Origin of the sequence: uncultured Flavobacterium sp. (genome assembly GCF_963922255.1) — a bacterium.
In the GTDB taxonomy this organism is placed as follows: domain Bacteria; phylum Bacteroidota; class Bacteroidia; order Flavobacteriales; family Flavobacteriaceae; genus Flavobacterium.
Genome location: NZ_CAWUIC010000001.1, coordinates 99,459 through 121,674 on the forward strand (window position 1 = coordinate 99,459; position 22,216 = coordinate 121,674).

Here is a 22,216-nt window from a genome sequence, read left to right on the forward strand (position 1 = left end):
TATGAATTAAGATTTTTTATTAATAAACAATTGTTAATAACCTTAGGCTATATCTTCGTTTGTGTGGTCTGAAATATCTTCTAAAGGCTTGAAATTTCTCTGACCAAAAATAGTTTCTAAGTCATCTTTAAAAATAACTTCTTTTTCAATCAGAATATCAGCTAGTTGATTCAGTTTATCTTTATTTTCTTCCAAGAGTTTAATAGCTCTTTGGTATTGACCTTCAATTAAAATTGAAATTTCGCTATCGATAACCTTTGCAGTTTCTTCAGAATAAGGCTTAGAAAAATTATAGTCGTTTTGACCAGATGAATCATAATATGTAATGTTTCCTAACTTTTCATTCAATCCATAAATTGTAACCATGGCTCTTGCTTGTTTAGTTACTTTCTCTAAATCACTCAAAGCTCCCGTAGAAATGTTATTGAACATAACTTTTTCTGCAGCACGACCACCCATAGTTGCACACATTTCGTCTAGCATTTGCTCTGGACGAACAATTTGTCTTTCTTCTGGTAAATACCATGCAGCTCCAAGACTTTGACCACGAGGAACTATTGTTACTTTTACTAAAGGAGCAGCATGCTCAAGCATCCAACTTACCGTTGCATGACCAGCTTCGTGAACAGCAATTGCTCTTTTTTCTTCTTTAGTAATGATCTTGTTTTTCTTTTCTAAACCACCAATTATTCTATCGACAGCATCCAAGAAATCTTGTTTGTCTACAGCTGTTTTATTGTTTCTTGCAGCAATTAAAGCAGCTTCGTTACAAACGTTAGCAATATCAGCACCAGAGAAACCTGGAGTTTGTTTAGCTAAAAATTCAGTATCTAAACCTTCTGCTTTTTTAAGTGGTTTTAAATGCACTTCAAAAATTTCTTTACGTTCTCTAATGTCTGGTAAGTCAACATAAATTTGTCTATCAAAACGACCTGCTCTTAATAAGGCTTTGTCTAAAACATCAGCTCTGTTGGTTGCTGCTAATACGATTACATTTGAATTAGAGCCAAAACCATCCATTTCAGTTAAAAGTTGGTTTAAGGTGTTTTCTCTTTCGTCATTTCCACCAGACATGTTGCTTTTACCTCTAGCTCTACCAACTGCGTCAATTTCGTCAATAAATATAATTGATGGAGATTTTTCTTTTGCTTGTTTGAATAAATCTCTTACTCTAGAAGCACCAACTCCTACAAACATTTCCACAAAATCTGAACCAGATAAAGAGAAAAAAGGAACTTTAGCTTCTCCAGCAACAGCTTTAGCTAATAATGTTTTACCAGTTCCAGGAGGACCAACTAACAAGGCTCCTTTTGGAATTTTTCCACCTAGTGAAGTATATTTTTCTGGTGTTTTTAAGAATTCAACAATTTCTTGTACTTCTTCTTTTGCTCCTTCTAAACCAGCTACATTAGCAAATGTTGTTTTTACATCTGTTTTTTCGTCAAATAATTTAGCTTTAGATTTTCCAATGCTAAAAATTTGGCTTCCACCACCACCAGCTCCACCACCTGACATTCTTCGCATCATAAAAATCCAAAGACCAACTAAAATTAGAATTGGTAAGAATGAAAAGAATATTTCAGTCCAATCACCAGTTGATTTAAAATCATAATTTGTAATTAACCCTTTTTCATCAGCTTCTACTAATTTCTTTTGAAAGAGTTCTTCATTACCAATATTTTCTAATAGATAATGAGGGCCTTTTTCGTTTGTTTTTCCTAAAACATCTTTATTTACAGCATCATATTTTTTGTCGTTTAATACTTCTTTTTTCAAGAAGATTTCAGCAGTTTTGCCATTATATACAATAACTTTATCAACTTGAGACGAATCTAAAAGTTGATTAAATTTTGAAATACTACTTGGTTTTGGATTGCTTAAATCAACTCCCGATGATGCCACTTGTATAATGAAAAATAAGGCAAGAATTGAAAGAAATATATACCACGGGCTAAATTTCAAGCCTGGTTTTTTATTATTATCGTTTGACATATTTAATTTTTATTTTCTAATGAAATGATTTGGGCATCTCCCCACAAACCTTCAATGTTATAATATTCTCTAATGTGTTTTTGAAAAACATGAACTACAACGTTAACATAATCCATCAAAACCCATTCAGCATTTTCAGAACCTTCAACATGCCAAGGTTTGTCTTTTAATTCTTTTGAAACTACTTTTTGAATAGAGTTAACGATTGCATTAACTTGTGTGTTCGAATTTCCGTTACAAATGATAAAGTAATCACTTACGGTGTTATCTATTTCTCTTAAATCAAGAATATCAATATCATTTCCTTTAACATCTTCTATACCTTTGATGATATTTGCTATTAAATCATCATTACTTACTTTCTTTTTAGTCATCTAAATTTTTTACTTTATGCAAATTTACCAAAATTTGTCTTTACATTTGAACGTTAACAAAAGTTTACAAAAATTATTTTTACACATGAATATCATCAAACTAAATGCCACAAACTCAACGAACGACTATTTAAAAGATTTAATGCGAAAACAGTTTGTTGATAACTTTACAATTGTGATAGCTAATAATCAAGAAAAGGGTAGAGGTCAACGAGATGCAGAATGGTTTAGCGAATCAGGTAAAAACCTAACGTTTAGCATTTTAATTAGAGATTTGATAATGAGCCCAACAGAACTTTTTTCTTTAAATATTGCAGTTGCTTTGAGTGTTTTTGAAGCATTAAATCTACTGACAAGAAAAAATATTGCTGTAAAATGGCCAAACGACATTATGGCAGATAATAGGAAAATTGCTGGAATTTTAATAGAAAATGCTATTCAACAAAATGGAGAAATTTATTCAGTTATTGGAATTGGCCTAAATGTAAATCAAATTAATTTTAATTCTGCTAAAAAAATAACTTCATTAAAATTAATTGAAAATGTAGATTTTAATTTAGATAAAGTCTTGAATTTGGTAGTAGAGAATTTAAAACAAAATATTTCTTTAATACGAAGTAATGAAAAAGTTTTATGGAATAAATATTTAGAGAACTTATTTAAAAAAGAAATTCCCACAACTTTTGAAGATGAAAATCAGGAAAAATTTATGGGAATTATTAAAGGTGTTTCTTCAATTGGCCAACTTCAGGTTTTGCTTGAAGATGATTCCATAAAAAATTATGGAGTTAAAGAAATTAAAATGTTGTATTAGTTAACAATAATCTTTTTGGTTATCGATTGATTTTCTGAACTTAATCTCAATAAATAAAAACCTTGAGGTAAATTCTCTAAAGTATATGTATTGTTGTTTAATACAGGTTTTTTTATTACTTGAATTAGTTGTCCGTTTAAATTAATTAACTCAATTTCTTCTAAAGCAATTTTTGTTTCAATGTTTACTCTATTATCATTTGAAGGATTTGGATAAACTGAAATTTCACTTAAATTAACAAAATTTTCTGTTGATAAAAAGATAGATGGCCAACGGTTTTGAGCTACTGGTCCGCCCCAAATAACAGTTGCTAAATAAGGGTTGTCAATAAAAGGATTTCTGTTTCCTTGACCATAACTATTACTTGAGTTCCCCAAATAAGTATTTCTATTATCTTCGTATTGTGAAACTGGATCTTCAGCGTTCCATTGTAATAGCAAGTCAATCATGTTTGAATCACTAGAGTTTGTTGTACCAGATGCTACATAGGTGGGTAAGCATTGATTTCCATATCGTAAATACATATACATGATAATTCTTGCACAATCACCTTTCCATTCGTCTCCTGGATACCAATTACTTCCTACAGTTGTAGACTGTATCCCTGAACCTGCTCCAAATTTTTTGTTTCCTCTATCTGAATTGCGTTGTACATCAGATGCTCTTAACATTTGTGCATCAGCACCTGGACCAGATTGTCCTAAAGCAGGATTTCCTAATGATTGAGCAAAAACATGCTCTCTATTCCATTCTCCAACATTACCACCATTGTTGTTTTTGTTTCTAACTCTATCGTTTGTAACATCACTATCAGAGCCATTTTCCCAACCATAAATTAATTGTACATTATTTGAATTTGTTGGATCTAAATCAACGATTTTTAAAGCTTCCCAAACATCGCTATAAGATAAAATTGAGGTATGTGTTGTAGTAATTTTTGTTGCTAAAGCATTTTTTAAAGCAGTACCAGTTTGGTTCCAATTAAAACCATTATAATAAGGTGTTGCAGGAGCACCATTTTGAGCAAAACTAATTATTACGCTCAATAAAAATAATAAAATGTAATTCTTTTTCATGTTTGTTTAATTATATTTTTTTTTCTAATAAAGCCATATAGAATCCGTCAAAACCTGATTGATGTGCCAACACTTTTTGGTCTTTTATTAGTTTGAATTTTTGTCCTTCTTCTGTTTTTAAGAATTTTTTAATCTGTTCTTCGTTTTCAGATGGCAAAATAGAACAAGTGGCATAAACCATTTTTCCACCAGGTTTTACAATTTTTGAATAATTATGTAAAACTTCTTCTTGCACTTTTTTGATGTTATCAATAAATTCTGGTTGTAATTTCCATTTGCTGTCAGGATTTCTTTTTAAAACACCAAGTCCGCTACATGGAGCATCAATTAATACTCTATCTGCTTTTTCGTGTAAACGTTTGATAACTTTTGTGGTATCAATTACTCTAAATTCTGCATTGAAAACACCATTTCTTTTAGCACGGATTTTTAATTGTTTCAATTTACTTTCATAAATATCCATTGCAATTAATTGTCCTTTATTTTCCATCAAAGAAGCTAAATGCAACGTTTTTCCACCAGCACCTGCACAAGTATCAACAACTCTCATTCCTGGTTTTACATCTAAATAGTAAGCTACTAATTGAGATGAAGCATCTTGTACTTCATATAAACCTTCTTTAAAAGCTGGAATAAGAAAAACATTTGCTCTTTCTTTTAAAACAAGAGCATCAGGTTGGTCTTTTAAAAATTCAGTTTCAATGTTGTGATCCATTAAAATGGCACGCACTTTTTCTTTAGTCGTTTTTAAAGTATTAACCCTTAAAATTACTTTTGCTTGTTCGTTTTGAGCAGCTAGTTCTTTTTCCCAAACTTCTTTTCCTAACTCTTTTAGACCTAATTCATCCATCCAATCAGGAATAGCTTCTTTGAATTTTCTAATTTTAGTTAATTCATCAAAACGGCCTTTTATTTTTCGAGTTGGAGTACTTTCAAAATATTTCCAATCGGGTAACTTTATTCCTCTTAAAACAGCCCAAACAGCAAAAATTCTCCAAACATCATCTCTTGTAAATGGTTCTTTTACTTCGGCTATTTCAGTATATAATCTTTTCCAGCGAACAATTTCATAAATAGTTTCGGCAACAAATTTACGGTCGTGACTTCCCCAACGTTTGTCTTTTTTTAAGGCTTGTGCAACCATTTTATCGGCATAAGCTCCTTCATTAAGGATGGCCATTAATGAATCAATAACTGTAAATACTAAATTTCTGTGTAATCTCATTTCTTTTTTAATCAGCTTGCAAAGATAGTATTAATAATGTGTTTATAGAATTTTTTAATCATAAAAAAAGACCACATTGCTGCAGTCTTTGTTTTTATTTATAATTTGAATTTTATCCTCTTCCACCTCTAGATGAACCACCTCTGGATGAACTTCCAGTTGAAGATCCTCCATTTGAAGATGAACCTCTTGAGCTTCCCATTGAAGGTGAACTTGAGCGAGATGGAGCACTTGCTCTAGAAGGAGAGCTCGATCTAGAAGGAGCACTAGTTCTTGTTGAAGAAGAACCTCTATTTGAAGATATTGCTTTTGGAGAAGAACTTCTTGTTGATGTACTAACTCTAGGAGAAGAAGAAGTATTAGATCTTTCAGCTCTAGTAGAAGTTGTATTTCTTGTAGAACTATTAGCTCTAGTGCTTTCGTTTCTTGTTGCAGTAGTACTTCTTGGTGTTTCTACTGATGCACTATTGTCTCTTGTAGAAGTTGTAGCTCTTGGACTTTCACTTCTAGTTGATGTTGTGCTTTTCGTAGAAGTTGTCGCTCTAGTATTTCCTTCTCTTGTTGAGACTTCACTTCTAGTAGAATTATTATTTCTAGTTGAGTTGTCACTTCTATTTGAAGATGCAATTCTAGGTTGCGTGTTTCCTCTTTCTCTAGCGTTTACTGTTCTTGTACTTCTTGTTCTATCTAATTCATATCTATTAGTCACAGATGCATTTCTGTGAGAGAATGAACGATTAGGATATCTTACTTCATAAGCATTTGCTCTTCTTCCATAATATGCGTTGTACGAAACTCTACAGTTTCTATAATTTACATAGTTGTAAACGTGACCATATCCACCAATATATACATTTATATGATTTCTATATCTAAAAACCGGAAATGGACGCCAATATGAATAGTAAGAAGGATAATAACCCCAATACCAACTAGAATAATAAGGACGATAATTTGTTACCCAAAATGTAGTATAGATTACTGGTGTGTGAACATAAACTGGTTCGTAAATGTAATTTTCACCATACATATACACATCACCAACAACTTGAACTTGAACTTTATTGTTTTTATCACGTTGTACTTCAATTGTAGCAACATCTTGATATAAATCTTTATCAATAACAGATTGTACAATTATAATATGATCATTTCCTTCAATTGATTCTATAACTCGTAAATAATCTACATAATTATCACCGTTTAAGTCCAAATTACTAATTTGAGCTTTAGGATCATTAATTCTTTTTTCAAAGTCTTCTAAATCAGAAGACTCTCCAAAGATTGTAGCAATAGCTCTTAAATCTAAATTATCACTAATTTCAGATGAATTTGCTGTTACAGTTGTTTTATCTTGTGCATTAACAAACATTGTTGTTAAACTAAGTAAAAGGGCAAGGGTGAATAATTTTTTCATAATAAATAGTATTAAGTTACTAAAATGTTTGAATTTTTACATTCGAATATTGAATATTCAATATTCGTGCCAAAGTATATCAGGAATACTTAATCACTTGTAAATCAATTTTTTAATAATTTATAGATTTGGAATTTGAATTTAGAGTACTATTTATAACTTTACAAAAAAATAATCAAGATGAAATATTTTCAATGCATTTTTATTTTACTATTAATAAGTTCTTGTAGCTCTCAAAAAGAAATGAATGGAAATTATTCTAAAGTCGAAATTCAATCCATTTTGGATGAAAAAATTAGTATTAGGGCAATTTTAAGTGATGAAAATTATCTTTGGTATGCTGGAGACAATGGTAATTATGGTAAAGTAAATTTGAAAACCAATGAAGTTTCAAAATATAAAGTTCAGTCAGACACAACTGTAAATGAAATTAGAAGTATAGCTCAAACAAAAGATTATATCTTTTTATTACCAGTAGCAAATCCAGCAAATGTTTATAAAATTTCTAAGAAAGATAATTTGCAACAAATTGTATACTCAGAAATAAATGAGAAAGTGTTTTATGATTCCATGCAATTTAAAGATGAGTTAAACGGAATGGCAATGGGTGATCCAACAGAAGATTGTTTGTCTGTTATTGTTACTAATGATGGAGGAAATTTTTGGAGAAAAATAAGTTGTGATGATTTACCAAGAGTAGAAGATGGAGAAGCTGCTTTTGCTGCAAGTAATTCAAATATAATGTTGGAAAAAACAAAATCATTTATGGTTTCTGGTGGTAAGAAATCTAGATTATTTGCAAGTGATGATTTTGGAAAAACTTGGCAAGTTTATGAAACGCCTATAGTTCAAGGTGAAGAAATGACTGGAATATTTTCTGCAGATTTTTACAACGATAAAATCGGATTTATAACTGGTGGAAATTATATGAAACAAAATGATAATACCAATAACAAAGCGATCACTTTTGATGGTGGAAAAACTTGGAAATTAGTGGCAAATGGTCAAGGTTTTGGATATGGTTCTTGTGTGCAGTTTGTTCCAAATAGTGAAGGAAAAGCATTAGTTTCTGTGGGAGCCAATGGAATTCAGTATTCTAATGATTTTGGAAATACATGGCAACAATTGAATGAAGATAAAGAACTTTATACTATTCGATTTTTAGATTCAAAAATAGCTTTTGCAGCTGGAAGAAATAAAATAGTTAAAATAATCTTTTCAGAATAAAATTAATAAAAGAAAGACTACTCACATTAATGAATAGCCTTTTCCTATAACAATTTTTCCCTTATTAAATTAGAATGATAAAACTACATTTAAAGTGAAATCATCATTGATAGCTTTGTCTCCTAAACCATCAAAAATACTTCCTGAGTTGTATTCAATTCCGTATTTTGTTCTGTCAATCACAACTTCAGCAGTAGCTGTTTTGTCTTTTACTGTGATGTCAAAAACTACTTCATTTGTTTTGTCTTTGATGGTTAAATCTGCATAAATAGTGTAAGTGTTATTTTCTTTTGTAGCTATTTTTTTGAAAACTAATTTTGAAGTTGGGTATTTATCAGTACCAAAGAAATCATCAGCTTTTAAATGTCCTTCTAATTTTCCTTTCATTCCACCTTCTAAATCTGTAACATTGATTGATGTCATATCTACCGTAAAATTCCCACCTACCAATTTTTTTCCGTCAAATACTAAAGCTCCTTCTTTTAAGCTTACTGTTCCTTCATGTTTACCTGTAACTTTTTTTCCTACCCAGTTGATTGTGCTTTTTGCAGCATCTACTTTTACGGTTTTTTGAGCTGTAGCTGAAAATGTAACGAATGCTACTAATGTTAATGCGATTGATTTTAAATTTTTCATTTTTGTTTTAAATTTTAGTGATTGTTTTTATTAAATTGTTTCAAATAATTCGTTAATTGGTTTTCTTACTTTTGGATAGTGTTGCGTTGCATCTTCTTCATGACGATATCCTAAAGTTGCTACTAATGAAGCATTTAGGCCAAGTTTGTCTAATCCTAAAATTTCATTGTATTTTTCTGGTTCAAATCCTTCCATTGGAGTTACATCAATTTTTAGCTGTGCAGCTGCATTTAGTAAATTTCCTAATGCTAAATAAGTCTGTTTTGAAGTCCAATTTGATTTGATTTCTTTTGGTAAAGGAGTTATTTTTGATTTCATAAAATCACTATATCCTTTTAAATCTTCAGCTTTTAAGCCTCTTGTTTGAGCCATATTACTCATATAATCGTCAATATGATTATCTTGTACATCAACCATATTTGCAAAAACAAATAGGTGAGAAGCTTCAGTAATTTGAGATTGTCCCCAAGAAACGGGTTGAAGTTGTGCTCTAACTTCTGGGTTTTCAATAATTATTACTTTGTAAGGCTGTAAACCATAAGAAGAAGTGCTTAATTGAATTGCTTCTTTCAAAGTTTCTAAATCTTGTTCAGATATTTTTTTTGAGGCATCAAACTTTTTTGTTGCATAGCGCCAATTCTGATTGTCTAAAAATGTATTCATAGTTTATATAGTTCTGAATTTTTCTAATAATTCGTTTAAAGTTTCTAATTCTGATGTTGTTAAGTTTTTTGTAAAACTTTTTTCGTGATTAATTACTAAAGGATCCAATTCTTTTAATGTATCTAGCCCTTTTTGAGTAATAGTAATCTCCATTTTTCTTCTATTGTTTGGACAAATTTCACGTGTTACAAGATCTTTTAATAATAATTTGTCTACTAATCGAGTAGTGTTACTTGTTTTTGCAATCATACGTTCTTGAATATCACACATGTTTGCCGATTTTCCATTCTTACCTCTTAATATGCGTAATACGTTAAATTGTTCTACTGATAAATCAAAAGGTTTTAAAACTTCATTAAATTTTTCACCAATACTATTATGGCAATACATTATATTAAGTAATGTCTTCTTTTCTAAAGCTATTGGTGAATTACTTTTTATTATATCTTCAATTTTCATAATTGTATATACAAATATTTACATGACAAATGTAGTATATTTTTTTAATTGTATATACAAATGTCAATTAATTTTTTGTTAAATTTTTAAAATTATATTTTTGAGTGTACATTTGATAAAAATTTTTTAGAAGATGAATTTAGAACAAAACGATTGGTGGAATACCTTTTTAGCAGATGATAATGCTGTTATTCTTGATGTTAGAACAGATGATGAATTTGAATCAGGAAAAATTTCTGGAGCCATTAACATTGATATTTACAAGGGACAAGGTTTTATTTATATGTTAGAGGAATTAGATAAAACTAAGAATTACTACGTGTATTGTGCTGCTGGTGGTAGAAGTGCACAAGCTTGTGGAATTATGAATCAATTGGGTTTTGAAAAAGCTTATAACTTGATAGGTGGAATATCACAATGGGATGGACCAGTAGAATAACGAAAAAGAGCTAATTGAAAAATCAGCTCTTTTTTTATGAAATTTTCTTTAATTTATTTTTATCAAGTAAGGTTATTTTTTTTCCTTTTAAATCGATTATTCCTGATTTATTATATTCAGAAAGTAAACGAATACAACTTTCAGTTGCTGTACCTATCATTCCTGCTAATTCTTCTCTAGAAAGTTGAAGTTTTAATGAATTGTCTTCGTTTACACCAAAATTTTCTTCTAAGTATAACAAGGTTTCTGCTAATCGTTGTTTTACTGTTTTTTGAGCCATGTCAACCATGTGGTCATCCGAATCTTTTAAATCACCACAAATAGTTTTCATCATATTCAGTGAAAATTGGTTGTTTTCATTAAAAACACCCATAATTTCTGATTTTGGTATAAAACATACTTGCATGTCTTCTAGAGCAATGGCACTTAAATTTGCTGCTTCATCACTTATCATTGAACGTTGGCCTAAAAGTTCACCTGGTTTAGACAATTTTACAATTTGGTCTTTACCATTATCACTCAACTTAGTCATTTTGCATACTCCTTCTTTCACACAATATACACCGTTTACCGTTTCTCCTTCTTCAAAAATAGGTTCTCCTTTTTTTATGGTATAAGATGTTTTACAATCTGCCATTTTAATAAGCTCATTTTTTGTTAAGGCTTTTAGAGAGCTAAATTGTCTAACAATACACTGTTCGCACTTACTCATATAGTATGATTTAACTTATTTTACAAATATAATTAAAGTATGACAAATATCATATTTTTACTTATCAACATTTGCAACCTTTGTTACAGGTAAAATGAGCAAATTTATGGACACAAATAACTGTTTCCATTGTGGTAATGAAATTATTAAAAAAGACGAAATCATTTTTGATGAAAAAAGTTTTTGTTGTAATGGTTGTAAGACCGTTTACGAAATTTTTAGTCAGAACGATTTATCTTGTTATTATGATTTAGAAAAAGCACCTGGTGCAACGCCACAAGAGATTAAGGGAAAATATGATTTTTTAGATGATGAAAAAATTATTGCAAAACTGTTGGAATTTCAAGAAGATTCAACCGCTATTGTTTCACTTTTTATTCCTCACATACACTGTAGTTCGTGTATTTGGATTTTGGAAAATTTACAAAAACTGCAAGATGGAATAAGTACATCACAAGTTAATTTTCCTGAAAAGAAAGTAAGAGTTACTTTCAATTCTACAAAAACTTCTTTAAAAGACATTGTTTATCTTTTGAGTTCTATTGGATATGAACCCTACATAAGTCTTGAAAATTTTGATGAAGGAAAGAAAAAAGTAGATAGAAGTTTGATTTACAAAATTGGAATTGCCTTTTTTTGTTTTGGAAACATCATGCTACTTTCATTTCCTGAGTATTTTGAAGTAGAAGAATTTTGGATCAATCAATACAGAGGATTCTTTCGTTGGCTGATTTTTGCATTGGCATTGCCTTCTTTTTTGTATTCAGCTTCAGGCTATTATGTTTCCGCTTGGAAAAGTATTCGTTCAGGACTTCTAAATATTGATATTCCTATTGCATTAGGTATCATTGTAATGTTTATTAGAAGTACGGTTGATATCATTTTCGATTATGGTCAAGGTTTTTTCGATAGTATGACTGGTTTGGTTTTTTTCATGCTTTTAGGAAAATTATTCCAACAGAAAACGTATGATTTTCTCTCTTTTGAACGTGATTATAAATCTTATTTTCCAATAGCAATTACAAAAATTTTGCTTACTGGTGAGGAAAATTCCGTTCAAGTTTATGATATTGAAAAAGGAGATAGACTGTTAATTCGCAATCAAGAATTAATTCCAGTTGATGGAATTTTAATTTCAGAAAAAGCTTCAATTGATTATAGTTTTGTTACTGGTGAAGCTGTTGCTATAGAAAAAAAATCAGGTGACAAACTCTACGCAGGTGGAAGAATGATGGGTAACGTTATTGAAATGGAAGTTTTGTTTTCAGTTTCTCAAAGTTACCTAACACAATTGTGGAGTAATGATGTTTTTCAGAAAAGAGTGGAACAAAAACATAAAACCATTACAGATAGAATCAGTAGATATTTTACGCCTATATTATTAATTATCGCAATAGTATCTTTTATCTATTGGGTTTTTATTGATGTTACAACTGCTTTTAATGTTTTTACAGCAATTTTAATTGTCGCTTGTCCATGTGCATTAGCTTTGACAGCACCATTTACCCTTGGAAATGTGCTTCGAATTTTAGGGAATCGAAAATTTTATTTAAAAAATGCTTTAGTAATTGAACAAATGGCTAAAGTAGATACTATTGTTTTCGACAAAACAGGAACTATAACAACCAACAAAAAAACAGCTATAACCTATGAAGGTGAAATACTGAATGAAAATGAGTTAGCAGTTCTGAAAAACACTTTAAGAGGTTCCAATCATCCATTGAGTAGGAGATTGTATGATTTCATTCCTAATCAAGAAAGAATGGAAGTGTCTAGTTTTGAAGAAGTTATTGGAAAAGGAATTTTTGCTATTTGTAATGATATGACAATAAAACTAGGTTCATCTCAATTTTTGCAACACATGAGCGAAAATACCCATAAGAAAACCAAAGTTCATGTTGAAATAGATGGAATTTACAAAGGCAGCTATATTTTCAATAATCAATACAGAAAAGATTTAGAACAGTTATTTGAAAGTTTAGCCAAAAAATACAATTTGGTTGTTTTATCAGGAGACAATGATGGGGAACAAAAAATTCTCGAAAAAATGCTTCCTAGCAAAACAAAATTAGTTTTCAATCAAAAGCCAGAAGAAAAGTTGTCTTACATAGAAAATCTTCAAAAAGAAGGCAAAAATGTAATGATGATAGGTGATGGTTTGAACGATTCAGGAGCATTAGCTCAAAGTAATGTGGGAATTTCAATCTCAGAAAATGTAAATGTTTTTTCACCAGCTTGTGATGGAATTTTAGATGCTTCACAATTTAATAAAATCAACTTTTTCATGAACTATTCTAAAAATGCGATGAAGACTATTTATATGAGTTTTGGGTTATCCTTACTCTATAATGTAGTAGGATTAAGTTTTGCAATTACAGGAACTCTTTCGCCAATAGTTGCTGCCATTATAATGCCATTAAGTACAATTACAATTGTAAGTTTCGTAACAATAATGACAAATATTTACGCAAGAAATAAAAAATAGCTTTAGTTGAGTTACCGTTGGCTTTAGCCATCGAAAAAATAATTTTAACAAAATTTTAAAGTATGACAAATATCATATTTTAAGCAAAATAGGCAAAGTAACTTTGTTATCACAAATTAGAGGTATGAGTGTCATTTATATTTTAATCACAGTAAGTATAGTAGTTGCGGTTGTTTTCTTGGTTGCTTTTATAAAAGCAGTTAAGAGTGGACAATATGACGACGATTATACACCATCAGTCAGAATGCTTTTTGACGATGAATTAATTAAGAGTACAAACAAATTAACTAAAACTGATAAAAAAAAATAATTAATTATGGAGAAAGAACAATTTTATTACGACAACAAAATTGTGAGAAACTTCCTTTACGCATCAATTGCTTTTGGTGTAATTGGAATGTTAGTTGGTCTTATAGTGGCCTTCATGTACTTATTTCCTAACATGACCGATGGAATTCCTTGGTTGAGTTATGGTAGGTTAAGACCTTTACACACTAACGCTGTTATTTTTGCCTTCGTAGGTAACTCCGTTTTTGCAGGAGTATATTATTCTTTGCAAAGATTATTAAAAACCAGAATGTATAGTAATTTCTTAAGTCAGTTAAACTTTTGGGGTTGGCAGTTAATCATTCTTGGTGCAGCTATTACATTACCATTAGGATACACATCATCAAAAGAATATGCCGAATTAGAATGGCCTTTTGATATTGCAATTGCTTTAATTTGGGTAGCATTTGGAGTTAACATGATTGGAACAATAATAAAGAGAAGAGAGAGACATATTTATGTAGCCATTTGGTTCTATTTAGCTACATTTATTGCTGTTGCTTTACTTCATATATTCAATAATATTGAAATTCCTGTTTCAGCTTTTAAATCTTACTCAGTTTATGCAGGTGTTCAAGATGCTTTAGTCCAATGGTGGTATGGTCATAATGCAGTTGCGTTTTTCCTTACAACGCCAATTCTTGGATTGATGTATTATTTTGTTCCGAAGGCAGCTAATCGTCCAGTATATTCATATAGATTATCTATTATTCACTTTTGGTCGTTAATTTTCATTTATATTTGGGCTGGACCTCACCACTTATTGTATTCAGCTTTACCAGATTGGGCTCAAAACTTAGGAGTTGTATTTTCAATCATGTTGATTGCTCCTTCATGGGGTGGTATGATTAATGGATTACTTACATTAAGAGGTGCTTGGGATAAAGTAAGAACAGACCCTGTTTTAAAATTCTACGTTGTAGCAATTACGGGTTACGGTATGTCAACTTTCGAAGGACCAATGCTTTCACTTAAAAACGTAAACGCTATTGCTCACTTTACAGATTGGATCGTAGCTCACGTTCACGTTGGTACTCTAGCTTGGAATGGTTTTATGGCTTTCGGTATGATTTATTGGTTAATACCACGAATGACTAAAACTAAATTATTTTCTACAGCATTAGCAAATTTCCACTTTTGGATTGGAACATTAGGTATCATTTTATATACTTTACCAATGTATGTTGCAGGATTTACTCAAGCTTCTATGTGGAAACAATTTAATCCAGATGGTTCATTAGTATATGGAAATTTCTTAGAAACAGTTACTGAAATCATGCCAATGTATGCTATGAGAGCAATTGGTGGAACTCTATATTTTATCGGAATTTTAGTTTTGGTTTATAACGTAGTAAGAACAGTAATGGCTGGTTCTAAAGTAGAAGATGAATTAGCAGAAGCTCCAGCATTAGTAAAAATTTCTAGCAAACAACTAAAAGGTGAAACTTGGCACTCATGGTTAGAAAGAAAACCAGTTCAATTTACAATCTTAACTACAGTTGCAGTAGCAATTGGAGGAATTGTTCAAATCGTTCCTATGTTGGTTGTGAAATCAAATATTCCAACGATTACAAGTGTTAAACCATATACACCATTAGAATTAGAAGGAAGAGATTTATACATTCGTGAAGGATGTAACAACTGTCACTCTCAAATGATTCGTCCTTTCCGTTCAGAAGTTAAACGATATGGCGAGTATTCTAAATCAGGTGAATATGTATATGATCATCCATTCTTATGGGGTTCAAAACGTACTGGTCCAGACTTAATGCGTATTGGTGGAAAATACAATGATAATTGGCATTTCAATCATATGTGGGATCCACAAAGTACTTCATCAGGTTCTATTATGCCAGGATACAAATGGATGTATGATAATAAACCAATGGATCATCAGCATATTGAGAAAAAAATGGAAGTAATGGTTACACTAGGAGTTCCATATACTAAAGAAGATATTGCAAATGCTAGAAAAAATATGGATGCACAATCGGCTCAAATTGAGAAAAACTTGAGTAATGATCCAGATTTTGTAAAATCGTATGAAGATAGTAAAAAAGCTGCTGCTGCAAGAGGTGAAGAATTTACACCAATGAAAGACAGAGAAATTGTAGCACTTATTGCTTACTTACAGCGATTAGGAACGGATATTAAAGTCAAAAAAACAGAATAATTTAAAACTCATAAGCATGTTAAAATTTGTAAAACACAATATGGAAACCATTATGGGAATTGACATTTATCCTATAATATCATTAGTGCTTTTCTTTATCGTTTTTGTTTCCTTCTTCATTTGGGCAATGACTTATAGTAAAGACAAGATTAAAGAATTAAGTGAATTGCCATTTAAAGATGAAAAATAATTAAAGCTACCTCTTTCTTTTCAGAATAGAGAGAGGTACTTTTTACTAACCAAAGCAAAAGCTAATAATAAAACAAGTTAAAATGAAAAAAATAATTCCAGCATATGTAAGAGTTCCGTTACTTTTTGCAATTGTTTTTGCAGCAATGGAATACTTTATTGATTCAGGAGATAAACCAGCGTTTATTGAATATCCAATGGTGTCTTTATTCTTAGGCGTATTTCTATTTTTATTAATTGCAATAGAAATAGTAATTAGTGCTGTAGATAATGTTACTTATCATTTATTGACTGATGAACAAAAACAACAATTAAAAGAAGCACAAGCATTGCCTTTCACAGAAGGGAAATTCTATCAAGGTTTGGTAAAAAAACTAACTCGTTCTAAAGCGATTGAGCAAGAACAAGATGTAATGTTAGACCATGATTATGATGGTATTAAAGAGTTAGATAACGTATTGCCTCCTTGGTGGGTATATCTTTTCTATGCTTGTATTGTATTTGCCATAGTATATTTAGTTCGTTTTGAAGTGTATGGCGATTATACACAAGCTGAAGAATTTGAGGCAGAAATGGCACAAGCTGATATTGAAATTAAAGAATATTTAAAAACGGCTCCAGATTTAATGGATAAAGAAAGTGTGACATTATTAACAGATGCAACTTCTTTGGCTGAAGGAAAGACACTTTTTACATCTAATTGTGTGGCTTGTCACAGAGCAGATGGTGGTGGAGCAATTGGACCAAACTTAACCGATGAATATTGGATTTTAGGTGGTGGTATCAAAGACGTATTCAACACATTAATGGAAGGTGGTAGATCAGGAAAAGGAATGATTTCTTGGAAAGATCAATTAAAACCAACCGAAATGCAAAAAGTTGCAAGTTACGTGCTTTCTCTTCAAGGTACAAATCCAAAAGATCCAAAACCTACTGAACCAGAAGCAGTGCTATACAAAGCAGAAGCTTCAGCAACAACAGATGAAGTTAAAACTGAAACTGCTGATGATTCAACAACTATAAAATAAATTATAAAAGGTTTTAAGTTGTGACTTAAAACCTTTTTCAACTCGTTTTAGACTTGTATTTAAAACAACAAAATTATGTCAAAGTTACCAGACGAAAGTTTTAGAGATTCCATAGGAACCATTACCACTGAAGGAAAGAGAAATTTTATTTTCCCAAAAAAACCTTCTGGAAAATTCTATGATAAAAGGAAAATATTAAGTTATATATTGTTAGCATTTCTTTTGTCAGCTCCTTTCATAAAAATTAATGGAAATCAATTTCTGATGTTCAATGTTTTAGAGCGAAGATTTTCAATTTTTGGATTTCCTTTTTGGCCACAAGATTTTCATTTATTTGTAATGTCAATGATTGTTGGAGTAGTGGGATTAACTCTTTTTACGGTAGCTTTTGGTCGAATTTTTTGCGGTTGGTTTTGTCCACAAACAATTTTTCTAGAAATGGTTTTTAGACGAATTGAATATTGGATTGATGGTGATAGAGGTTCTCAAATGCGTTTAGCAAAACAAGAATGGAATGCGAAAAAAATAAGAAAACGTCTTACTAAATGGATTATCTTTTTTATCATATCTTTTATTATCGCTAATGTTTTTTTAGCTTACTTAATAGGAAGTGATAAACTAATTCAATACATAACAGAAGGACCAGCTAAAAATTTAAGTACTTTAATTGCCTTACTAATTTTTACAAGTATTTTTTATTTTGTCTTTGCATGGTTTAGAGAACAAGTGTGTATTATTGCTTGTCCTTATGGTAGAATGCAAGGAGTACTTTTAGATAATAAATCAATTAATGTAGCTTATGACCATGTAAGAGGTGAAGGAGTTACAGGAAGAGCAAAATGGGATAAAAGAGAAAATAGAGCCGAAACGGGTAAAGGAGATTGTATTGATTGTAATCAATGTGTAGTCGTTTGTCCTACTGGAATTGATATTCGTAATGGTACTCAACTAGAATGTGTTAATTGTACTGCTTGTATAGATGAGTGCGATACTATAATGGAAAAAGTGGGATTGCCAAAAGGATTAATTCGCTATGCCAGTGAAGATGAAATTGTGAACAAAGAAAAATTCAAGTTGACAACTAGAATGAAAGGTTACATAGGTGTTTTAACTTTACTGATTGGAGTTTTAATAAGTTTGCTGTTCATGAGAAATGATGTAGAAGCAACTGTATTAAGGTTGCCAGGACAATTATTTGAACACAAAGGAGAAAATATCAGTAATATATTTACATATAAGATTGTAAATAAAACCGTTAGAGACTTTGATAGTGTTTATTTTAAAATTAAAAGCCCAAAAGGAACTATTAAAATGGTTGGAAATCCTTATGCAAAAGTCAAAAAAGAAGGATTAGCTCAAGGTACTTTATTTATCGAAATAAATCCAGCTTTTCTAAAAGGAGATAAAACCAAAGTTAAAATTGAAGTTTACAACAAAGATGAATTAATTGAAACCACAAAGACGAACTTTTTAGGACCAAGAAGTTTTAACTAGGATTTTCGGATTTTCAGATGGCGGATATTAAGAAAGAAATTTTATAAAAAAGACTTAACCATAAACTTGTCGATCCGAAAGGAATTAAATTTTAAAAAAAACATTGCATAAAAAGAAACTTCGCGACTTTGTGACTTTGTGGCAATAATAGAAAAAAAGAAAAAAATGAAAATAAATTGGGGAACAGGAATCGTAATTGCATTTGGACTATTTATCACATTCATATTGTATTTTGTATTTAAAGTACAATCAGATTCTACATATGATAATGAATTGGTGACAGAAGATTATTATAAAAAAGAATCATTAGTTCAAAATGATATTGAAAAGCAGCAAAGTGCCAATCAGTTAGAATATAAATTGAAATTTACAAAATCTGCTGAAGGAATTACAGTTGAATTTCCTTCCAATTTTGATTTTAAAAATATAAAAGGAAAAGTGTCCTTATATAGACCGTCAAGCCAAAAGCTAGATTTTGAAATTCCGATTTCATTATCTTCTTCAAATTTGCTCATACCTAATAGTAATTTGGAAGGCGGTCTTTGGGACATTTCTGTAGATTGGACTTACAATGATTCCAGCTACTTGAACAAAGAAACAATGTATTATTAATTTTCTAAATTTCTAGTTTGGAATTTGGAATTTAAAATATTGAAATTTTAAAAAATGGTGTGCTTTTAGGTAATTGGTATTCTTAATTAGTTTATTGGTTATTAGTTTTTTAATTTTAAACCTTTTATCTAAAACACACTTTTTTAACATCGATTTAAAAAAATCAATTTCAAATCCAATGCAAATTCAAAAATCAACAATCGTTAATCTTCAATCAACAATATAATGCTTTATTCTGCTATCATACTAGGTTTAATCAGTAGCTTTCACTGCATAGGAATGTGTGGTCCAATTGCTATGATGTTACCTGTTGATAGAAATAATCCAACCAAAAAAACAAAACAGATTTTCACTTATCATTTAGGAAGATTAACAGCTTATTCGAGTTTAGGATTACTATTTGGCTTATTGGGAAAAGGATTATCAGTTGCAGGTTTACAACAACAATTATCAATTATAGTAGGTTTATTGATGATTATTGTAGCAATTGTTCCAGAAAAAGTATTTGCACGTTACAATTTTTCGAGACCAGTATATAATCTTATTTCAAAAGTAAAATCTAGTTTAGGAAAACAATTCAAAAACAAGAGTTACAAATCGCTTTTCACAATTGGCTTGCTGAATGGATATTTGCCTTGTGGAATGGTTTATGTAGCTTTATTTGGTGCAATAGCCATGCAAAGTTTACCAATCGGAACTTTATATATGTTTCTATTCGGATTAGGTACAATTCCAATGATGAGTGCTGTAGTTTATGTAGCCAATTTCATCACACCAAAAACCAGAAATTCTATTCAAAAAGCAATTCCAGTTCTAACAATCTTAATCGGAATGTTATTTATAGTAAGAGGTTTAGGATTAGATATTCCATACATTTCACCAAGTAATATGAGTTTGTTTGTGCAACCAGAGGCGAATTGCCATTAAAAAACGTTAGCAGTTTAAAGGGTTAAGAGTTTAAAAGGTTTTGCGATTTTAAACGTTATTAAATTTTTCAAATTTCTTCAATTTCTCAAATCTGTGTTCCAAAAATCGAACATCTAAATAGTCATTGAAAACAACTGCGTTTGTGGTGCTTTTCTAATCAATCTTAAATCAAAAGCCATACAAATATTACGAACATAAGGTTTACCTCTTTCTGTAATTTTAATAGAATTTTCTTCAATTGTCAATAAACCATCTTCTTTCATTTCTTGAAGACTTTGCAAAACATCGTTTATTTCATCAAATTTCATTGCATCATTTTCCCATGAAGTAGTAAACTGACACATTAAATTTAGAATATGTTTTCTTATAATTAAATCTTCATTTGTCAAAATATGACCTCTAAAAACAGGTAACTCATTTTTATCTAAACGTGCATAGTAATCCTCTAAAGATTTTTCATTTTGTGCAAAAGCATACCAACTGTCACTTATAGAAGAAACTCCTAAACCAATCATTAATTGGGTTTTTGATGAAGTATAACCCATAAAATTGCGATGTAACTTTCCTTCTTCAAAAGATTTGGTCATGCTATCTTCTTTCAAAGAAAAATGATCCATGCCAATTTCAATATAATTATTTTTAGCTAATTGAATTTTACCTTTTTCATACAATTCTCTTTTTTCATCACTTTTGGGTAAATCTTCATCTTTAAAACCACGTTGACCATTTCCTTTTATCCAAGGCACATGAGCATAACTATAAAATGCTAGTCTATCTGGTTGAAGCGATTTTGTTTTATCAATCGTATCCAAAACATCATCTAAAGTCTGAAAAGGCAATCCAAAAATTAAATCGTGACCAATTGAAGTATAACCAATTTCTTTGGCCCAAAGCGTAACTTTTGCCACATTATGAAAAGGTTGAATTCTATGAATTGCTCGTTGTACTTTTTCAGAATAATCTTGAACTCCAAAACTAACTCTTCTAAAACCTAAGTCATATAAAGTTTGTAAATGTAGTCTTGTTGTGTTGTTTGGATGACCTTCAAAACTAAATTCATGTTGAGGTGCTTTTTCAGCTTTTTCAAAAATTCCGTTAATTAAACGTTCTAAATTCTTTGGAGAAAAAAACGTTGGAGTTCCACCACCTAAATGAATTTCTTTAATTATTGGCTTTTCAGTTAATAGATTACAGTATAATTTCCATTCTTTTAAAACAGCATCAATATAAGGATGTTCCACTTCGTGACGTTTGGTAATTCGCTTATTGCAGCCACAAAAAGTGCATAAGCTCTCGCAAAAAGGTAGATGAATGTATAAACTTATTCCTTCTTCTGTGTTAGATTCATCAAATGATTTTTTGAATGAACTTTTCCAATCAGAAACAGTAAATAAATCTTCTTCCCAATAAGGCACAGTTGGATAGCTTGTGTATCTTGGACCAGGAACATTATATTTTTGTACGAGTGTTTGCTGCATAACATTTTTAATTTAGTCAAAAATAGTACTGCTTTGTAAAACTAAAAATGATATTTATCATAAATTGATATTTGTAACAATTATTACATGTTTTACTTTTTTTAAGTCGTAATTTTGTTTTAAAACTATATAGAAAATGAACGCAAAATTTAACGAAATAATAAACCAAAATCAGCTAGTATTAGTAGATTTTTTTGCTGATTGGTGTGGACCTTGTAAGATGATGTCTCCTATATTACAAGAAACGAAATCTGTAGTTAAAGATGATGTTAAGATTATAAAAATAAATGTAGATCAACATCAGGATTTGGCTTCAGAGTTCATGGTTCGAGGAGTTCCTACTTTCATTTTATTTAAAGAAGGTAAGATGCTTTGGAGACAATCAGGTGTTTTAAGTAAAGATCAAATTGTAGAAATAATTAATCAATATAAGAATTAATAAATTTTTCTTATTTTTATAAAAAATTCT

At 30.3% G+C, this 22,216-nt stretch carries 22 protein-coding genes; 12 read left to right on the top strand and 10 right to left on the bottom strand.

The features are described 5' to 3' along the window. Positions 1-42: 42 nt before the first annotated feature. Positions 43-1,992, bottom strand: a complete 1,950-nt coding sequence (ftsH, locus tag AABJ49_RS00445; protein ID WP_338375046.1) for an ATP-dependent zinc metalloprotease FtsH — start codon at positions 1,990-1,992, stop codon at positions 43-45. Between the two features lie 2 nt (positions 1,993-1,994). Then, positions 1,995-2,366, bottom strand: coding sequence for a ribosome silencing factor (gene rsfS / locus AABJ49_RS00450; protein WP_338375048.1), 372 nt, complete (start codon positions 2,364-2,366; stop codon positions 1,995-1,997). 85 nt (positions 2,367-2,451) lie between these two features. Between rsfS and AABJ49_RS00455 the strand changes: the two genes are divergently transcribed. Then, positions 2,452-3,180 carry a biotin--[acetyl-CoA-carboxylase] ligase gene (locus AABJ49_RS00455; RefSeq protein WP_338375050.1) on the top strand — a complete coding sequence of 243 codons (729 nt, stop codon included), beginning with the start codon at positions 2,452-2,454 and terminating at the stop codon, positions 3,178-3,180. On the opposite strand, the gene AABJ49_RS00460 is transcribed toward AABJ49_RS00455, so the two are convergent. The 3 genes from AABJ49_RS00460 to AABJ49_RS00470 all read right to left on the bottom strand — a co-directional run bounded on the left by AABJ49_RS00460 (position 3,177) and on the right by AABJ49_RS00470 (position 6,898). Further along, on the bottom strand, positions 3,177-4,256 hold the full coding sequence (locus AABJ49_RS00460) for an endonuclease (RefSeq protein WP_338375053.1): 1,080 nt from the start codon (positions 4,254-4,256) through the stop codon (positions 3,177-3,179). The genes AABJ49_RS00455 and AABJ49_RS00460 overlap by 4 nt on opposite strands. 10 nt (positions 4,257-4,266) lie before the next feature. Next, positions 4,267-5,481, bottom strand: coding sequence for a methyltransferase domain-containing protein (locus AABJ49_RS00465; protein ID WP_338375055.1), 1,215 nt, complete (start codon positions 5,479-5,481; stop codon positions 4,267-4,269). A 112-nt stretch (positions 5,482-5,593) separates the two neighbouring features. Continuing rightward, positions 5,594-6,898, bottom strand: coding sequence for a hypothetical protein (locus tag AABJ49_RS00470; protein ID WP_338375058.1), 1,305 nt, complete (start codon positions 6,896-6,898; stop codon positions 5,594-5,596). Positions 6,899-7,078: 180 nt separating this feature from the next. On the opposite strand from AABJ49_RS00470, the gene AABJ49_RS00475 reads away from it, so the two are divergent. After that, positions 7,079-8,125 carry an oxidoreductase gene (locus AABJ49_RS00475; RefSeq protein WP_338375061.1) on the top strand — a complete coding sequence of 349 codons (1,047 nt, stop codon included), beginning with the start codon at positions 7,079-7,081 and terminating at the stop codon, positions 8,123-8,125. Positions 8,126-8,194: 69 nt separating this feature from the next. On the opposite strand, the gene AABJ49_RS00480 is transcribed toward AABJ49_RS00475, so the two are convergent. From AABJ49_RS00480 to AABJ49_RS00490, 3 genes are read right to left on the bottom strand one after another with little or no spacing between them, the layout of a single operon-like run. After that, positions 8,195-8,761, bottom strand: a complete 567-nt coding sequence (locus tag AABJ49_RS00480) for a YceI family protein (protein WP_338375062.1) — start codon at positions 8,759-8,761, stop codon at positions 8,195-8,197. A 30-nt stretch (positions 8,762-8,791) separates the two neighbouring features. Beyond that, positions 8,792-9,424 carry an NAD(P)H-dependent oxidoreductase gene (locus AABJ49_RS00485; RefSeq protein ID WP_338375065.1) on the bottom strand — a complete coding sequence of 211 codons (633 nt, stop codon included), beginning with the start codon at positions 9,422-9,424 and terminating at the stop codon, positions 8,792-8,794. A 3-nt stretch (positions 9,425-9,427) separates the two neighbouring features. Then, positions 9,428-9,883, bottom strand: a complete 456-nt coding sequence (locus AABJ49_RS00490) for a MarR family transcriptional regulator (RefSeq protein WP_338375067.1) — start codon at positions 9,881-9,883, stop codon at positions 9,428-9,430. 133 nt (positions 9,884-10,016) lie between these two features. Here AABJ49_RS00490 and AABJ49_RS00495 point away from each other — a divergent pair, with 133 nt between their 5' ends. Next, positions 10,017-10,322, top strand: a complete 306-nt coding sequence (locus AABJ49_RS00495; protein WP_338375069.1) for a rhodanese-like domain-containing protein — start codon at positions 10,017-10,019, stop codon at positions 10,320-10,322. Positions 10,323-10,356: 34 nt separating this feature from the next. Here AABJ49_RS00495 and AABJ49_RS00500 read toward each other — a convergent pair whose 3' ends face one another. After that, positions 10,357-11,034 (bottom strand): Crp/Fnr family transcriptional regulator, encoded by a 678-nt coding sequence (locus tag AABJ49_RS00500; RefSeq protein ID WP_338375071.1) that lies wholly within the window; start codon positions 11,032-11,034, stop codon positions 10,357-10,359. Positions 11,035-11,140: 106 nt separating this feature from the next. Here AABJ49_RS00500 and AABJ49_RS00505 point away from each other — a divergent pair, with 106 nt between their 5' ends. The 8 genes from AABJ49_RS00505 (at position 11,141) to AABJ49_RS00540 (ending at position 20,269) form a co-directional block, all read left to right on the top strand. Beyond that, the gene (locus tag AABJ49_RS00505; protein WP_338375073.1) at positions 11,141-13,519 is read left to right on the top strand and encodes a heavy metal translocating P-type ATPase metal-binding domain-containing protein; all 2,379 of its coding nucleotides are present in this window, start codon (positions 11,141-11,143) and stop codon (positions 13,517-13,519) included. A gap of 124 nt (positions 13,520-13,643) precedes the next feature. Next, the gene (gene ccoS / locus AABJ49_RS00510; RefSeq protein WP_338375078.1) at positions 13,644-13,829 is read left to right on the top strand and encodes a cbb3-type cytochrome oxidase assembly protein CcoS; all 186 of its coding nucleotides are present in this window, start codon (positions 13,644-13,646) and stop codon (positions 13,827-13,829) included. A gap of 6 nt (positions 13,830-13,835) precedes the next feature. Further along, positions 13,836-16,019, top strand: coding sequence for a cytochrome-c oxidase, cbb3-type subunit I (ccoN, locus tag AABJ49_RS00515; protein ID WP_338375081.1), 2,184 nt, complete (start codon positions 13,836-13,838; stop codon positions 16,017-16,019). A gap of 16 nt (positions 16,020-16,035) precedes the next feature. After that, positions 16,036-16,209 (top strand): CcoQ/FixQ family Cbb3-type cytochrome c oxidase assembly chaperone, encoded by a 174-nt coding sequence (locus AABJ49_RS00520; RefSeq protein WP_338375083.1) that lies wholly within the window; start codon positions 16,036-16,038, stop codon positions 16,207-16,209. 82 nt (positions 16,210-16,291) lie between these two features. Further along, entirely contained in the window at positions 16,292-17,236 is a 945-nt protein-coding gene (locus AABJ49_RS00525) for a cbb3-type cytochrome c oxidase N-terminal domain-containing protein (protein ID WP_338375086.1), read from the top strand. A 75-nt stretch (positions 17,237-17,311) separates the two neighbouring features. After that, positions 17,312-18,730, top strand: a complete 1,419-nt coding sequence (ccoG, locus tag AABJ49_RS00530) for a cytochrome c oxidase accessory protein CcoG (RefSeq protein ID WP_338375088.1) — start codon at positions 17,312-17,314, stop codon at positions 18,728-18,730. Positions 18,731-18,895: 165 nt separating this feature from the next. Beyond that, positions 18,896-19,342, top strand: coding sequence for a FixH family protein (locus AABJ49_RS00535; protein WP_338375091.1), 447 nt, complete (start codon positions 18,896-18,898; stop codon positions 19,340-19,342). Between the two features lie 225 nt (positions 19,343-19,567). Further along, on the top strand, positions 19,568-20,269 hold the full coding sequence (locus tag AABJ49_RS00540; protein WP_338375094.1) for a sulfite exporter TauE/SafE family protein: 702 nt from the start codon (positions 19,568-19,570) through the stop codon (positions 20,267-20,269). Positions 20,270-20,382: 113 nt separating this feature from the next. On the opposite strand, the gene hemN is transcribed toward AABJ49_RS00540, so the two are convergent. Next, positions 20,383-21,747: an oxygen-independent coproporphyrinogen III oxidase gene (gene hemN, locus AABJ49_RS00545; RefSeq protein WP_338375096.1), complete on the bottom strand. Its 1,365-nt coding sequence runs from the start codon at positions 21,745-21,747 to the stop codon at positions 20,383-20,385. A gap of 136 nt (positions 21,748-21,883) precedes the next feature. Between hemN and trxA the strand changes: the two genes are divergently transcribed. Then, the gene (gene trxA, locus AABJ49_RS00550) at positions 21,884-22,186 is read left to right on the top strand and encodes a thioredoxin (protein ID WP_338375098.1); all 303 of its coding nucleotides are present in this window, start codon (positions 21,884-21,886) and stop codon (positions 22,184-22,186) included. Positions 22,187-22,216 lie beyond the last annotated feature (30 nt).

Excerpts from the sequence above, each read along its gene's own strand:
- ftsH (WP_338375046.1), bottom strand. The coding sequence starts at position 1,992 with ATGTCAAACGATAATAATAAAAAACCAGGCTTGAAATTTAGCCCGTGG.
- rsfS (WP_338375048.1), bottom strand. The coding sequence starts at position 2,366 with ATGACTAAAAAGAAAGTAAGTAATGATGATTTAATAGCAAATATCATC.
- AABJ49_RS00455 (WP_338375050.1), top strand. The coding sequence starts at position 2,452 with ATGAATATCATCAAACTAAATGCCACAAACTCAACGAACGACTATTTA.
- AABJ49_RS00460 (WP_338375053.1), bottom strand. The coding sequence starts at position 4,256 with ATGAAAAAGAATTACATTTTATTATTTTTATTGAGCGTAATAATTAGT.
- AABJ49_RS00465 (WP_338375055.1), bottom strand. The coding sequence starts at position 5,481 with ATGAGATTACACAGAAATTTAGTATTTACAGTTATTGATTCATTAATG.
- AABJ49_RS00470 (WP_338375058.1), bottom strand. The coding sequence starts at position 6,898 with ATGAAAAAATTATTCACCCTTGCCCTTTTACTTAGTTTAACAACAATG.
- AABJ49_RS00475 (WP_338375061.1), top strand. The coding sequence starts at position 7,079 with ATGAAATATTTTCAATGCATTTTTATTTTACTATTAATAAGTTCTTGT.
- AABJ49_RS00480 (WP_338375062.1), bottom strand. The coding sequence starts at position 8,761 with ATGAAAAATTTAAAATCAATCGCATTAACATTAGTAGCATTCGTTACA.
- AABJ49_RS00485 (WP_338375065.1), bottom strand. The coding sequence starts at position 9,424 with ATGAATACATTTTTAGACAATCAGAATTGGCGCTATGCAACAAAAAAG.
- AABJ49_RS00490 (WP_338375067.1), bottom strand. The coding sequence starts at position 9,883 with ATGAAAATTGAAGATATAATAAAAAGTAATTCACCAATAGCTTTAGAA.
- AABJ49_RS00495 (WP_338375069.1), top strand. The coding sequence starts at position 10,017 with ATGAATTTAGAACAAAACGATTGGTGGAATACCTTTTTAGCAGATGAT.
- AABJ49_RS00500 (WP_338375071.1), bottom strand. The coding sequence starts at position 11,034 with ATGAGTAAGTGCGAACAGTGTATTGTTAGACAATTTAGCTCTCTAAAA.
- AABJ49_RS00505 (WP_338375073.1), top strand. The coding sequence starts at position 11,141 with ATGGACACAAATAACTGTTTCCATTGTGGTAATGAAATTATTAAAAAA.
- ccoS (WP_338375078.1), top strand. The coding sequence starts at position 13,644 with ATGAGTGTCATTTATATTTTAATCACAGTAAGTATAGTAGTTGCGGTT.
- ccoN (WP_338375081.1), top strand. The coding sequence starts at position 13,836 with ATGGAGAAAGAACAATTTTATTACGACAACAAAATTGTGAGAAACTTC.
- AABJ49_RS00520 (WP_338375083.1), top strand. The coding sequence starts at position 16,036 with ATGTTAAAATTTGTAAAACACAATATGGAAACCATTATGGGAATTGAC.
- AABJ49_RS00525 (WP_338375086.1), top strand. The coding sequence starts at position 16,292 with ATGAAAAAAATAATTCCAGCATATGTAAGAGTTCCGTTACTTTTTGCA.
- ccoG (WP_338375088.1), top strand. The coding sequence starts at position 17,312 with ATGTCAAAGTTACCAGACGAAAGTTTTAGAGATTCCATAGGAACCATT.
- AABJ49_RS00535 (WP_338375091.1), top strand. The coding sequence starts at position 18,896 with ATGAAAATAAATTGGGGAACAGGAATCGTAATTGCATTTGGACTATTT.
- AABJ49_RS00540 (WP_338375094.1), top strand. The coding sequence starts at position 19,568 with ATGCTTTATTCTGCTATCATACTAGGTTTAATCAGTAGCTTTCACTGC.
- hemN (WP_338375096.1), bottom strand. The coding sequence starts at position 21,747 with ATGCAGCAAACACTCGTACAAAAATATAATGTTCCTGGTCCAAGATAC.
- trxA (WP_338375098.1), top strand. The coding sequence starts at position 21,884 with ATGAACGCAAAATTTAACGAAATAATAAACCAAAATCAGCTAGTATTA.